This is a genomic window from Streptomyces sp. NPDC040545 (assembly GCF_055595065.1).
The window spans coordinates 426,198-439,407 of record NZ_JBVIWA010000004.1; the positions used below are offsets into that span (position 1 = coordinate 426,198).

A 13,210-nucleotide genomic window follows, 5' to 3' on the forward strand; every position below is an offset into this window, starting at 1 on the left:
GAACCGCCGCAAAGCACAGAGGACCCCCAGGGAAGAGGGTGGAACGCGTGGACCGCTGCGTCGTCCTGGTGGACGCCGGCTACCTGCTGGGTGCCGCCGCCAGCCTTCTCGCCGGGGAGCCCTCCCGCTCCCGGATCACCATCGACCATGCCGCCCTCATCCAGGGCCTGCGCGAGCGGGCCGAGGCCGACACCGAGCAGCCCCTGCTGCGCATCTACTGGTTCGACGGAGCGCCCGACCGGGTGCCCCAGCCCGAACACCGGCGGCTGCGCGTCATGCCCCGCGTCACCGTCCGGCTCGGCGCCCTGACCCGCAGCGACGGACGCTGGGCGCAGAAGGGCGTCGACGCCGCCATGCACGCCGAGCTGACCGAGCTCGCCCGTAACCGGGCCTGCTCCGACGTGGTCCTGGTCACCGGCGACGGAGACCTGCTGCCCGGCCTGATGTCCGCCAAGGAACACGGGGTCGCCGTCCACCTGTGGGCCGTCCAGGCCGCCGACGGGGACTACAACCAGTCCGAGGACCTCGTCGCCGAGGCCGACGAACGCCGCGTACTGGACCGGGCCTGGATCACCCGGGCCGTCCGCGCCAAGGACCTCACCGGACTGTGCTCCCCACCGCCCGCACCGCGCCCCGACATCGCCGCCATCCTCTCGGCCCCGCTGCCCGAGGCCGCGCTCGCCGAGGCCGCCCGCAACGGCGCCGCCGCCACCGGGCAGGAGGACCGCGACGGGGCCCCCGTACCGCCGCCCACCACCCCCGGGGGCAAGCCCGTACCCACGCCCAAGGACCTCGCCGGAGCCCTGCGCGCCACCGGCCAGCAGGGCCACCCCCAGAGCGGGCCGAGCGGCGCCCACGCCCCCGCCAGCGCCCTGCGTTGGTCGTCCGACAAGGGCTGGATCGACCGGGCCGGACCGCTGGGCGAGCCCGCCGAGACCGCCTCGCTGCCCACCCTCGCCCAGCTCACCAGCGCCGAACAGCGCTGGGCCGACCGCGAGGAGGACATCACCACCGTCGGCGGCGACCCGTTCGAGGTGGGACAGGTGTTCGCCCGGCGCTGGATGGAACGCCTCCCGGAGCCCGTGCACCTGCAGAAGCTGGCCACGATGTACCCGCGGATCCCGCACCGGATCGACGGCGAACTGCTGCGCTACGCGGCCCGGTTCGGGCTGCTCGCACACAAGGACGACCAGATCGACGAGCACGACCGGTACGCCATCCGCGCCGGGTTCTGGCGGGAGATCGACGTCCGCGCCGCCGCCGAACACGTGGCCGCCGTACCGGCCTCCGCGCCCGGAACCGCACCCGCCGACCTCTCGGCCCCGCTGACCCCGACGGCCGAGTAGGGCCGCGAACCCCGTAGGCTGCTCCCTCGTGAGTACGGGCACAGCACAGGCGCGAGAAGGCACGGCAGCGGCCGCGGGAGCGGCGCCGGACGTCATCTGCGCGGTGCGTGACCTGGTCAAGACGTATCCCGCGGTACGCGGCCGGCGCGGGGCCCCCGCCCTGCCCGAGACCCGCGCCAACGACGGGATCTGCCTGGAGGTCCGGCGCGGCGAGATCTTCGGACTGCTCGGCCCCAACGGCGCCGGCAAGTCCACGCTGGTCCGCCAGCTCACCGGCCTGATGCGGCCGGACTCCGGCTCGGTGACCCTGCTCGGCCACGACCTCGTGGGCCACCCCGAGCGGGCCTCCCGGCTGCTCGCCTACCTGGGGCAGGAATCCACCGCCCTGGACGAGCTCACCGTGGCGCTGGCCGCCGAGACCACCGGGCGGCTGCGCGGGCAGGGCGTCCGCGCAGCCCGCGCCGCGCGCGACGCCGTACTGGACGAGCTCGGGCTGACCCCGATCGCCGGACGGCCCCTGAAGAAACTTTCCGGCGGCCAGCGCCGCCTCGCCTGCTTCGCCACCGCACTGGTGGGGGAGCGGCCCGTACTGGTCCTCGACGAGCCCACCACCGGCATGGACCCGGTCGCCCGGCGGGCCGTGTGGTCCGCCGTCGACCGGCGGCGCGCACAGCACGGCACGACGGTCCTGCTCGTCACCCACAACGTCATCGAGGCCGAGACCGTCCTGGACCGGGTCGCCGTCATCGACCAGGGCAAGGTCATCGCCTGCGACACCCCGGCCGGGCTGAAGGCCACCGTCTCGGGCGAGGTCCGGCTGGAGCTGGTGTGGCGCGAGAGCGCACCGCTGGACGTCCCGGAGGTCGCCCGGCTGCGCGACCGGGCCGCCCGGTCCGGACGCCGCTGGGTGCTCCGGCTGGCGCCGGACGAGGCCAGGGCGGCGGTGGCCTCGGTCACCGGAAGCCCGGCCTTCGCCGCGCTCGACGACTTCACCCTGGCCACCCCCAGCCTGGAAGACGTGTACCTGGCCCTCGGCGGCAAGACGAAAGGGCTGGTGAAGTCGTGAGCGACCGTTCCACGGGGGCCGTCCGGGCCGTGCTCACGCCCGATGCCGTGCCGTCACCCGCCGCGTCGCCCGCCGCGGACACCGCGCCGGTGGCCGCCGCCGACGGCCGTGCACAGGCACCGCAGCCCGCGCCGCTGGCGCCCGGCGCACGCTTCTTCCCCGCCCTGGCCGCCGTCTACCGGGCCCAGCTCTCCCGGGCCCGGGTGGCCCGGATCCCGCTGCTGTTCGTCGCCACCTTCCAGTCCGTCGGGATCATGATCCTGATGCGGGGCGTGGTCGACGGAGGCTCGGAGGCCCGCGCCGTCGTCGCCGGCTCCTCGGTGCTCGTCGTCGCCTTCGTCGCCCTGAACCTGCTCGCCCAGTACTTCGGGCAGCTGCGGGCCGGCGGCGGGCTCGACCACTACGCCACCCTGCCCGTGCCGCCCGCCTCGGTGGTCCTGGGCGCGGCTGCCGCGTACGCCTCCTTCACATTGCCGGGGACCCTGGTCACCGCCGTCTTCGGATGTCTGCTGTTCGGGCTGCCGATGAGCGGACTGTGGATCCTGGCCGCGGTGGTACCGCTGGCCGGTGCCGCGCTGGCCGGGCTCGGCGCGGCGCTGGGACTGCTGGCACCGCGCCAGGAGCTGGCCACCCTCGCGGGACAGCTCGGCATGTCGGCGGCGCTGCTGCTCGGGGTGCTGCCGCCGGAGCGGATGCCGGGCGTGATCGTGTGGGCCCGGGACCTGCTGCCGTCCACGTACGGCGTCGAGGCGTTCGCCCGTACCTTCGCCCCGGAACCGGACTGGGCCGCCGTCGCCTTCGACCTGGGCGTGTGCGGGGCCGTCGGAGTCCTCTCGCTCACCGTCGCGACCTGGGCCTACCGCCGGGCGGCCGTCCGCTGACACGGTCCGCCGACGCCGCTGCCGGGCACACCTGGCACGATGTGGGGGTGACCGAAGCCGTGACCCCGCCGTCCCCCCTCGACCCGACGTCGCTCCCGCCCGAGAAGCGGGGAGCCGCCGCCGGGGCGATCACCCCGGAGGACGTCCGGGACGGGGCCGTCGTCGCCCTGCTCCTCGGGGCGGCCGGACTGCTCCTCGGGCTGCTGTGGCTGTGGCTGGCCCCCCGGGTGCAGTACGTCTCCAACGGGGAGGCCGTGTTCCTGCGCAACAGCGAGAGCGAGGCGCGGATCGCCTCCGACGGCACCTTCTTCCTGCTCTCGCTGGGGCTGGGCGTGCTCAGCGCCGTCGGCACCTTCCTGTGGCGCCGGGCCGGCGGTGTGCCGCTGGTGATCGGGCTGGCGGTCGGATCCGTCTTCGGAGCGCTGGTGGGGTGGCGGTTCGGACTGTGGCTGGGGCCGTCGTCGGACCTGGTCGCGGCCGCGAAGCAGGCGGGCAAGGGGGTTCCGTTCGACGCGCCGCTGGAGCTGCTCGCGCACGGGGCGCTGTTGGCCTGGCCGATGACCGCCGTGCTGCTGCATCTGGGGCTGACCGCGTTGTGGACGCCGCGGGATCCGGATCCCGAGCCGGTGTTCGGCTGGTCGGGGTACTACCAGGCGCCGCCGCCGCCCGCCGACGCGGCGCCGTCGGCCCCGGGGGCCCCGCGCGCCTGACCGTGCCGGGTGGTGCGGGACCGCCGCTGCGCGGAGCTGGCCCCCTCCCCGCCCTTTCTCGTTTCCCGGGGCTCCGCCCCGGACCCCGCGCCTCAAACGCCGGCGGGGCTAATTCTGACGGGCGATCGGGGCCAGGGTGGCGGCCGTGAGGGTGGTCAGGTCCGACGGGGAGAGTTCGATCTCCAGGCCGCGGCGGCCCGCCGAGCAGCAGATCGTGGGGTGCGCCGAGGCCGAGGCGTCGATCACCGTGCGCAGCCGCTTGCGCTGCCCCAGCGGGGAGATGCCGCCGAGGACGTAGCCCGTGGTGCGCTCCGCCAGGGCCGGATCGGCCATCGCCGCACGCTTGCCGCCGACCGCCGTCGCCAGAGCCTTGAGGTCCAGTGATCCCGAGACCGGGACCACCGCCACCGTCAGGACGCCGTCCACGTCCGCGACCAGGGTCTTGAAGACCTGGGCGGGCGAGACGCCGAGCGCCTGCGCCGCCTCCTCCCCGTACGAGGGATGGGCCGGGTCGTGCTCGTACGCGTGCGTCGTGAACGCGACGCCCGCCGCCGTCAGGGCGACGATCGCCGGGGTACCTGCCGCCTGCTTGGACTTCTTCGCCATCGGTGTGGGCTCAGTTCGGGCTCGTCGGGGCACGGGTCAGGTCCACCGCCGGCAGGGACGGGAGGTGACGGATCACCGCCGTCTCCGTGCGCAGCAGCTTCAGCTCCTCCGCCAGCCGGGTCGCGGTGTCCGGGGCCTGGAGCAGCCGCTGCTTCGCCGGGATGTCCAGCACCGCCGCCGCTGCCACCAGATAGGAGACCACCGAGGGCTCGTCGGGGAGCTCCGCGCCCGTCAGGGACCGCTCGCGTGCCCCCGCCAGCCGCTTCTGGTAGTTGCGGAAGGCCCGCAGCACCCCCTCGGCCAGGACTCCCGCGCCGTCGCCCGCGTCCTCCGGGAGCTCTTCCAGCTCCGCCGTCAGGAACGGGCCCGAGGCGTCGACCGAGACCAGGCGGACCCGGGTCGTACCGGTCGCCAGGACCTCGAAGCTGCCGTCCTCCCGCTCCCGGACGGTCGCCGCGTCGGCGATGCAGCCCACCCGGTGGAAGGCCTGGATGGGGTCGGGGCCGAAGCCGGCCGCCGGGCCCCGCTCGGGCAGGGACGTCTGGTCCGGCAGGCCGGGCGCGGTCGGCGCGACCTCCCGGCCGTCGCGGATCGCGACGACCGCGAAACGGCGCGGCTCGTCCTCGCCCGTCTTCAGCAGCTCGCGCATCATGGCGCGATAACGCTCCTCGAAGATGTTCAGCGGGAGGACGAGTCCCGGGAACAGCACCGAATTCAGCGGAAAGAGGGGCAGGCGAACGGTGGTCACGAGGCACAGGGTAATCGCCCGGACCACCGAGGGTGTCCGGCGTTTGAGGGGCGGACGGCGTCACGTGCGCGATCCGCCGGACGACCCCCGCCGCCGTCACCCCCGCCGCAGGAGCCGGGAGGCCCCCGCCGCCACCGTCGTGGCCAGGATCCAGCCCATCACGACCAGGCCCGCCGCCCCCCACTGCCAGCCGCCCTCCAGCTTCCACTGGCCCTGCTGGCCCAGGTCGATCACCGGGAGCAGCAGGTCCAGCGCGTACAGGGCGGCGCTCCACTGCGGATGCTCGTCCTCCTTGATCGCCGGCGGGTGGAGCTGGGAGAACAGCAGCGTCCCCGCCGCCCACAGCACCGCCATCCACAGCGCGGCCCGGCCCGGCCGGTAGCCGTAGACCACCGTCCAGTCCTGCAGGTACCCCCACGCCTTCGGCGCCGGCGGCAGCGTGGCCCGGCGCCGCCGCTGCTTGGCCAGCAGCACCTCGCGGGCGTCCTGGTCCTCGCCGCTGGCCCGCAGTACGGCGGCCAGCCGCTCGTACGGCTCCGGCGAATACTCGGGAGTCGCCGCCTCCACCCACTCCAGGCGGCGGGAGAGCGGGAAATGGCCCCGGGGCGCGAGGTTCTCGTAGACGAAGCCCTCGATGGACACCCCGCCCGGGCCCGGCCAGCTCGTGGAGGTGTCGACGAGCTTGACCACCTTGGCCCCGGACACCACCACCCGCCCGTGCTCCGGCCGCTCGCCGACGAAACGGAACTCGGGGGTCTGGATCCGGCGCAGGGATATCTCCTGCTCGTCGGTGAGCGTGAACCGGGCGCCGTAGAAGTCGATGGCGTCCCCGAAACGGCCGTCGTCCAGCCGCAGCCCGCCCCGGCACTCGAAGCGCTGGGCCCGCTGACCGCGCGTGGGCGTCGCCGCCAGCCCGTACGGGGGAGTGGAGGAACCCACGCCCGCCGCGTAGTCCAGCGCGATGGAGGTCAGGTACAGGGTGCGCTCGACCGTCAGCTGCGGGGCGTTCAGCGCGTACCGCCCGTACGGGTTGCGCAGGCGGGCCCCGCGCAGGTTCATCGACACGCCGACCTTCGCCCCGCGCAGGCTCACCTCCCCGTACGTCTCCAGCAGCTCGCCCTGGAAGTCCTGCGCGACGGACATCCCGTCCGCGGCGATCGCCCGCCCCTTGTTGTCCCGCTGCACCACGGCCTGGCTGACCAGCAGATCGGTACCGATCTGCGCGTCCGTCAGCCGGATCCCGCGCGCCACCCGGCAGCGCGGCAGGTGCAGATCGCCCTCGGTGTGCAGCCGGGCGGCCTCCAGCCGCGGTATCGCGCAGTTGATCAGGCGCAGCGTGCCGAAGCGGGCCTCGGACAGCTGGATCTCGCTGTCGAAGCGGCAGGACTGCAGCTCCACGTACGGGGCCACCGCACCGCCGGACAGTTCCAGCCGCCCGCTGATCCGCACCCCGCGCAGCTTGAGGGAGGCCACCCGGCCCGGCACCGGCGGCGGCCCGTGCAGCAGCAGCCGGGCGACCACCCGGCCGCGCACGCTGCGCTCGGGGCCCCAGACGTGCTCGGAGTGCGGATCGTCCCGGTCGGCGGCGCGGGTGCTGAGATCGCAGATGCTGCCCGTGCGGTACGCGTCCCACATACGGCGTTCCGAAGCGGTGAGATCCGCCGGTTCCTCGTCCGTGCGCGCCTCGGTCACGGCGGCCCCCTCCGCTGTCATCTACGTGTAGGGGAACGCTATCGGGCGCCTGTGACATCCGGGACCTGTATCAGCCAGTGATACGGGCGGACGGTGGCGCGAAGCGGTCTGAGAGAATTGTGAGGTGATCTCTCGTATCGACCTGCGCGGTGACGCCCTCCCCGAGGGTGGCGCCCTGCGCGATCTGCTGCCCCGTGCCGAGTTCGACGTAGAAGCTGCCCTGGAGAAGGTGCGGCCCATCTGCGAGGACGTCCATCATCGTGGCACGGCGGCGCTGATCGAGTACGCGCAGAAGTTCGACGGGGTCGAGCTCTCGCAGGTCCGGGTACCCGCGGAAGCCATCAAGGCCGCCCTGGAACAGCTGGACCCGGCCGTCCGCGCCGCCCTGGAGGAGTCGATCCGGCGCGCCCGGATCGTGCACCGGGGCCAGCGCCGCACCGAACACACCACCCAGGTGGTCCCCGGCGGCACCGTGACCGAGAAGTGGGTTCCGGTGGAGCGCGTGGGGCTGTACGCCCCGGGCGGCCGCTCGGTCTACCCGTCCTCCGTCGTCATGAACGTCGTACCGGCCCAGGAGGCGGGCGTCGAATCGATCGCGCTCGCGTCCCCGCCGCAGAAGGAGTTCGGCGGTCTGCCGCACCCGACGATCCTCGCCGCGTGCGCGCTGCTCGGCGTGGACGAGGTGTACGCGGTGGGCGGTGCGCAGGCCGTGGCCATGTTCGCGTACGGGACCGAGGACTGCCTTCCCTCCAACATGGTGACCGGCCCCGGCAACATCTGGGTCGCCGCCGCCAAGCGCTACTTCACCGGGAAGATCGGCATCGACACCGAGGCCGGCCCGACCGAGATCGCCGTCCTCGCCGACTCCACGGCCGACCCGGTGCACGTCGCCGCCGACCTGATCAGCCAGGCCGAGCACGACCCGCTGGCCGCCGCCGTGCTCGTCACGGACTCCGCGGAGCTCGCGGACGCCGTCGAGAAGGAGCTGGAGCCGCAGGTCGCCGCGACCAAGCACGTCGAGGACCGGATCAAGCCCGCCCTCGCCGGCAAGCAGTCCGCGATCGTGCTCGTCGACAGCCTGGAGGACGGCCTCAAGGTCGTCGACGCGTACGGCGCCGAGCACCTGGAGATCCAGACCGCCGACGCCGCCGCCTGGGCCGCCCGCGTACGCAACGCCGGCGCGATCTTCGTCGGCCCGTGGGCCCCGGTCTCGCTCGGCGACTACTGCGCCGGCTCGAACCACGTGCTGCCCACCGGCGGCTGCGCCTGCCACTCCTCCGGCCTGTCCGTGCAGTCCTTCCTGCGCGGCATCCACATCGTCGACTACACGCGGGACGCCCTCGCCGAGGTCACCCACCACGTGGTGACGCTGGCCGAGGCCGAGGACCTGCCCGCGCACGGCGCCGCCCTGAAGGCGCGCTTCGGATGGAAGGTGCCCACCCAGTGAGCTTCGGCATCGACGACCTGCCCATCCGGGACGAGCTGCGCGGCAAGTCTCCGTACGGCGCCCCGCAGCTCGACGTGCCCGTCCAGCTGAACACCAACGAGAACCCGTACGAACTGCCCGAGGAGCTCGTACGGCGCATCGCCGAGCGCGTCGCCGAGGCGGCCCGCACCCTCAACCGCTACCCCGACCGGGACGCGGTCGAGCTGCGCACCGGGCTGGCCGCCTACCTCACCCGTACGGCCAAGCACCCGGTCGCGCGGGAGAACGTATGGGCCGCCAACGGCTCCAACGAGGTCATCCAGCAGCTGCTGCAGACCTTCGGCGGGCCCGGCCGCACCGCGCTCGGCTTCGAGCCCTCCTACTCGATGCACGCGCTGATCTCCCGCGGCACCGGCACCGGCTGGATCTCCGGCCCGCGCCGCGAGGACTTCACCATCGACGTGGAGGCGGCCGAGCAGGCGATCACCGAGAACGCCCCCGACGTCGTCTTCATCACCTCGCCCAACAACCCCACCGGCACCGCGGTCGGGGCCGAGACGGTCCTCGCCCTCTACGAGGCCGCGCAGGCGGCCAAGCCCTCCCTCGTCATCGTCGACGAGGCCTACGTGGAGTTCAGCCACCGGGACTCGCTGCTGCCCCTCATCGAGGGCCGCCCCAACATGGTGATCTCCCGGACCATGTCCAAGGCCTTCGGCGCGGCCGGTCTGCGCTTGGGCTACCTGGCGGCGCACCCCGCCGTCGTCGACGCCGTCCAGCTGGTGCGCCTGCCGTACCACCTGTCGGCCGTCACCCAGGCCACCGCACTGGCCGCCCTGGAACACACCGACACCCTGCTCGGCTACGTCGAGCAGCTCAAGGCCGAGCGCGACCGCCTGGTCACCGAACTGCGGGCCATCGGCTTCGAGGTCACCGATTCCGACGCGAACTTCATCCAGTTCGGGAAGTTCGAGGACTCGCACACCGCCTGGCAGAAGATCCTCGACCAGGGCGTCCTGGTCCGGGACAACGGCGTACCGGGATGGCTGCGGGTCACCGCGGGCACCCCGGCGGAGAACGACGCGTTCCTGGAAGCGGTTCGCGCACTGAAGAAGGAGCAGCACGCATGAGCCGCATCGGACGGGTCGAACGGACCACCAAGGAGACCTCGGTCGTCGTCGAGATAAACCTCGACGGCACCGGCCAGGTCGACGTCTCGACGGGCGTGGGCTTCTACGACCACATGCTCGACCAGCTCGGCCGCCACGGCCTCTTCGACCTCACCGTCAAGACCGAGGGCGACCTGCACATCGACAGCCACCACACCATCGAGGACAGCGCGCTCGCGCTGGGCGCCGCCTTCAAGCAGGCCCTCGGCGACAAGGTCGGCATCTACCGCTTCGGCAACTGCACCGTGCCGCTCGACGAGTCCCTCGCCCAGGTGACCGTCGACCTGTCCGGCCGCCCCTACCTCGTGCACACCGAGCCCGAGAACATGGCGCCGATGATCGGCACCTACGACACGACGATGACCCGGCACATCTTCGAGTCCTTCGTCGCGCAGGCCCAGATCGCCCTGCACATCCACGTCCCGTACGGCCGCAACGCCCACCACATCGTGGAGTGCCAGTTCAAGGCCCTCGCCCGGGCCCTGCGCTACGCCGCCGAGTTCGACCCGCGCGCGGCCGGCATCCTGCCCTCCACGAAGGGCGCCCTCTAGCCGTGAACGGCCTGAACACCATCCTCATCGTCCTCGGCCTGTTCCTGGCCGGGGGCGTCTACTCCTTCCAGAAGCAGAAGATGCCCAAATCGGTCATCATCCTGCTGGCCCTCGCCTCCGCGATGTGCCTCGCCGCCGGAGTCCTGCGAATCCAGGGAATTTGGGAATGAGCGCAGTCCGCCCCACCAAGAACGTCGTCGTCTTCGACTACGGCTTCGGTAACGTCCGCTCCGCCGAGCGGGCCCTCGCCCGCGTCGGCGCGAACGTCGAGATCACCCGCGACTACGACAAGGCCATGGACGCCGACGGACTCCTCGTCCCCGGCGTCGGCGCCTTCTCCGCCTGCATGCAGGGCCTCAAGGACGCCCGCGGTGACTGGATCATCGGGCGCCGGCTCTCCGGCGGCCGCCCGGTCATGGGCATCTGCGTCGGCATGCAGATCCTCTTCGAGCGCGGTATCGAGCACGGCGTCGAGACCGAAGGCCTGGACGAGTGGCCCGGCACGGTCGGCCCGCTCAAGGCCCCGATCGTCCCGCACATGGGCTGGAACACCGTCGAGGCCCCGGCCGACAGCCAGGCCTTCAAGGGCCTGGACGCCGACGCCCGGTTCTACTTCGTGCACTCCTACGCGGCGCGCGACTGGACCCTCGAGATCACCAACCCGCTGATCCGCGCCCCCAAGGTCACCTGGGCCACCCACGGCGAGCGCTTCGTGGCGGCGGTGGAGAACCGGGCCCTGTGGGCCACGCAGTTCCACCCCGAGAAGTCCGGCGACGCCGGCGCCCAGCTCCTCACCAACTGGATCGAGACCCTGTGATGACCGCACCCACGCTCGAACTCCTGCCCGCGGTCGACGTCCGCGACGGACAGGCCGTCCGCCTCGTGCACGGGGTGTCCGGCAGCGAGACCTCCTACGGCTCCCCGCTGGAAGCGGCCCTCGCCTGGCAGCGCTCCGGCGCCGAATGGCTGCACCTGGTCGACCTGGACGCCGCCTTCGGCACCGGCGACAACCGCGCCCTCGTCGCCGAGATCACCCGCGCCATGGACATCAAGGTCGAGCTCTCCGGCGGCATCCGCGACGACGCCACGCTCGCCGCGGCCCTCGCCACCGGCTGCACCCGCGTCAACCTGGGCACCGCCGCCCTGGAGACCCCCGAGTGGGCCGCCAAAGCCATCGCCGAGCACGGCGACAAGATCGCCATCGGCCTCGACGTCCGCGGCACCACCCTCAAGGGCCGCGGCTGGACCAGCGAGGGCGGCGACCTCTACGAGACCCTCGCCCGCCTGGACTCCGAGGGCTGCGCCCGGTACGTCGTCACCGACATCGGCAAGGACGGCACCCTGACCGGCCCCAACCTGGAGCTGCTGAAGAACGTCTGCGCCGCCACCGACCGGCCCGTCGTCGCCTCCGGTGGCATCTCCTCGCTCGACGACCTGCGGGCGCTGTCCGAGCTCGTCCCGCTGGGCGTCGAGGGCGCGATCGTCGGCAAGGCCCTGTACGCCAAGGCCTTCACCCTGGAAGAAGCCCTGAAGGTGGTCTCCGCATGAGCAACCCCTCCACCGACGTCCGCCGCATCTCCTCCGGCGGCGCCTACGAGGACGTCATCGGCTACTCGCGCGCCGTGGCCCTCTCCAACGGCCTGGTCCTGGTCTCCGGCTGCACCGCGGCCGACGCGGGCGGCCCGTACGACCAGACCGTCGCCGCCTTCGGCGTCGCCTTCAAGGCCCTCGCCCAGGCCGGCTTCGGCCCCGAGGACGTCGTGCGCACCCGCATGTACCTGACGCACGCCCGGGACGTGGACGAGGTGGGCCGCGCCCACAAGGAACTCTTCGACGCGGTCCGCCCGGCCGCGACCATGCTCATCGTCTCCGGCTTCGTCGACCCCGGCATGGTCGTCGAGGTGGAGGTCGAGGCGTTCAAGGCGGTGGCGGAATGACCCTCGCCGTACGCGTGATCCCCTGCCTGGACGTGGACAACGGCCGGGTCGTCAAGGGCGTCAACTTCCAGAACCTGCGCGATGCGGGTGACCCGGTGGAGATGGCCAAGCTGTACGACGCCGAGGGCGCCGACGAGCTGACCTTCCTCGACATCACCGCGTCCTCCGGGAACCGCGAGACCACGTACGACGTGGTGCGCCGCACCGCCGAGCAGGTCTTCATCCCGCTCACGGTGGGCGGCGGCGTCCGAACGGCCGACGACGTCGACAAACTCCTTCGCGCGGGCGCGGACAAGGTGGGCGTGAACACGGCCGCCATCGTCCGCCCCGAGCTCATCCAGGAGATCGCGGAGCGTTTCGGCCGGCAGGTCCTCGTCCTGTCCGTGGACGCGCGCCGCACGGCCGCCGGGACCTTCGAGGTCACCACGCACGGCGGCCGCCAGGGCACCGGCATCGACGCGGTCGAGTGGGCGCACCGGGCGGCCGAACTGGGCGCGGGCGAGATCCTGCTCAACTCGATGGACGCGGACGGCACCAAGGACGGCTACGACGTCGAGATGATCGCGGCGGTGCGCAGGCACGTCACGGTCCCGGTGATCGCCTCGGGCGGCGCGGGCCGCCTCGCCGATTTCGCGCCGGCGATCGAAGCGGGGGCGGATGCGGTGCTGGCGGCGTCGGTCTTCCACTTCGGCGACCTGCGCATCTCGGAGGTCAAGTCCGCCCTCCGCGAAGCGGGCCACCCGGTTCGCTGACCCTTCGCCTCCGGCCCTTGCCCTGGCCGGGCGGTGCGGGTCCCGTTCCGGGTGCGGGCCCCGTCCCGGGTGCGGCCCGGTGGCCGCGCCTCAAACGCCGGCGGGGCTGGGTTTGGCCGCCCGGCCGGGGGCGTGGTCAGTCGGCGGGAGCACCAGGGTGGCTTCGGTGTGGGGTGGGGCCCCTCCGGGGGCTCTCCTCGGCTCGCGCCAGGCGGCCGTGGTTGTGCCGTGCGACCTGGGTTGCGCGCTCGTCCTGCGGGGAGCCCCCGGAGTGTCCCCACCCCACGGCGGAGGGGCTCGGTAGGGGGGTGTCCCCGTACGCCCGCGGC

At 73.1% G+C, this 13,210-nt stretch carries 15 protein-coding genes; 12 read left to right on the top strand and 3 right to left on the bottom strand.

Annotation, left to right across the window (positions count from 1 at the left end; genetic code table 11):
• Positions 1–38: 38 nt before the first annotated feature.
• The 4 genes from ACZ573_RS12375 (at position 39) to ACZ573_RS12390 (ending at position 4,003) form a co-directional block, all read left to right on the top strand.
• On the top strand, positions 39–1,346 hold the full coding sequence (locus ACZ573_RS12375; protein ID WP_471302612.1) for an NYN domain-containing protein: 1,308 nt from the start codon (positions 39–41) through the stop codon (positions 1,344–1,346).
• Between the two features lie 28 nt (positions 1,347–1,374).
• The gene (locus ACZ573_RS12380; protein WP_471302614.1) at positions 1,375–2,412 is read left to right on the top strand and encodes an ABC transporter ATP-binding protein; all 1,038 of its coding nucleotides are present in this window, start codon (positions 1,375–1,377) and stop codon (positions 2,410–2,412) included.
• A gap of 89 nt (positions 2,413–2,501) precedes the next feature.
• The gene (locus ACZ573_RS12385; protein WP_471302689.1) at positions 2,502–3,293 is read left to right on the top strand and encodes an ABC transporter permease; all 792 of its coding nucleotides are present in this window, start codon (positions 2,502–2,504) and stop codon (positions 3,291–3,293) included.
• 47 nt (positions 3,294–3,340) lie between these two features.
• Positions 3,341–4,003, top strand: a complete 663-nt coding sequence (locus ACZ573_RS12390; RefSeq protein ID WP_471302617.1) for a hypothetical protein — start codon at positions 3,341–3,343, stop codon at positions 4,001–4,003.
• Positions 4,004–4,111: 108 nt separating this feature from the next.
• Here the strand turns inward: ACZ573_RS12390 and ybaK are convergent, their stop codons facing one another.
• The 3 genes from ybaK to ACZ573_RS12405 all read right to left on the bottom strand — a co-directional run bounded on the left by ybaK (position 4,112) and on the right by ACZ573_RS12405 (position 7,049).
• A complete protein-coding gene (gene ybaK / locus ACZ573_RS12395; RefSeq protein WP_471302620.1) occupies positions 4,112–4,609 on the bottom strand; it encodes a Cys-tRNA(Pro) deacylase in 498 nt (165 codons plus the stop codon).
• 10 nt (positions 4,610–4,619) lie between these two features.
• A complete protein-coding gene (locus ACZ573_RS12400) occupies positions 4,620–5,357 on the bottom strand; it encodes an LON peptidase substrate-binding domain-containing protein (protein ID WP_030009959.1) in 738 nt (245 codons plus the stop codon).
• A gap of 96 nt (positions 5,358–5,453) precedes the next feature.
• Entirely contained in the window at positions 5,454–7,049 is a 1,596-nt protein-coding gene (locus ACZ573_RS12405) for an oxidoreductase (RefSeq protein WP_471302623.1), read from the bottom strand.
• A gap of 124 nt (positions 7,050–7,173) precedes the next feature.
• On the opposite strand from ACZ573_RS12405, the gene hisD reads away from it, so the two are divergent.
• The 8 genes from hisD to hisF are packed head-to-tail and all read left to right on the top strand — an operon-like array spanning position 7,174 to position 12,881.
• Positions 7,174–8,496: a histidinol dehydrogenase gene (gene hisD / locus ACZ573_RS12410; protein ID WP_471302626.1), complete on the top strand. Its 1,323-nt coding sequence runs from the start codon at positions 7,174–7,176 to the stop codon at positions 8,494–8,496.
• On the top strand, positions 8,493–9,602 hold the full coding sequence (locus tag ACZ573_RS12415; protein ID WP_471302629.1) for a histidinol-phosphate transaminase: 1,110 nt from the start codon (positions 8,493–8,495) through the stop codon (positions 9,600–9,602). The genes hisD and ACZ573_RS12415 overlap by 4 nt, the downstream gene beginning before the upstream one ends.
• Positions 9,599–10,192 (top strand): imidazoleglycerol-phosphate dehydratase HisB, encoded by a 594-nt coding sequence (gene hisB / locus ACZ573_RS12420; protein ID WP_030009963.1) that lies wholly within the window; start codon positions 9,599–9,601, stop codon positions 10,190–10,192. Before ACZ573_RS12415 ends, hisB begins: the two co-directional genes overlap by 4 nt.
• Positions 10,193–10,194: 2 nt before the next feature.
• Positions 10,195–10,362: a hypothetical protein gene (locus tag ACZ573_RS12425; protein WP_030009964.1), complete on the top strand. Its 168-nt coding sequence runs from the start codon at positions 10,195–10,197 to the stop codon at positions 10,360–10,362.
• Positions 10,359–11,009, top strand: coding sequence for an imidazole glycerol phosphate synthase subunit HisH (gene hisH / locus ACZ573_RS12430; RefSeq protein WP_030009965.1), 651 nt, complete (start codon positions 10,359–10,361; stop codon positions 11,007–11,009). Before ACZ573_RS12425 ends, hisH begins: the two co-directional genes overlap by 4 nt.
• Positions 11,009–11,740, top strand: coding sequence for a bifunctional 1-(5-phosphoribosyl)-5-((5-phosphoribosylamino)methylideneamino)imidazole-4-carboxamide isomerase/phosphoribosylanthranilate isomerase PriA (gene priA / locus ACZ573_RS12435; RefSeq protein ID WP_314248824.1), 732 nt, complete (start codon positions 11,009–11,011; stop codon positions 11,738–11,740). The genes hisH and priA overlap by 1 nt, the downstream gene beginning before the upstream one ends.
• Positions 11,737–12,129 carry a RidA family protein gene (locus ACZ573_RS12440; protein ID WP_471302632.1) on the top strand — a complete coding sequence of 131 codons (393 nt, stop codon included), beginning with the start codon at positions 11,737–11,739 and terminating at the stop codon, positions 12,127–12,129. The genes priA and ACZ573_RS12440 overlap by 4 nt, the downstream gene beginning before the upstream one ends.
• On the top strand, positions 12,126–12,881 hold the full coding sequence (hisF, locus tag ACZ573_RS12445; RefSeq protein WP_327385965.1) for an imidazole glycerol phosphate synthase subunit HisF: 756 nt from the start codon (positions 12,126–12,128) through the stop codon (positions 12,879–12,881). Before ACZ573_RS12440 ends, hisF begins: the two co-directional genes overlap by 4 nt.
• Positions 12,882–13,210: the final 329 nt, after the last annotated feature.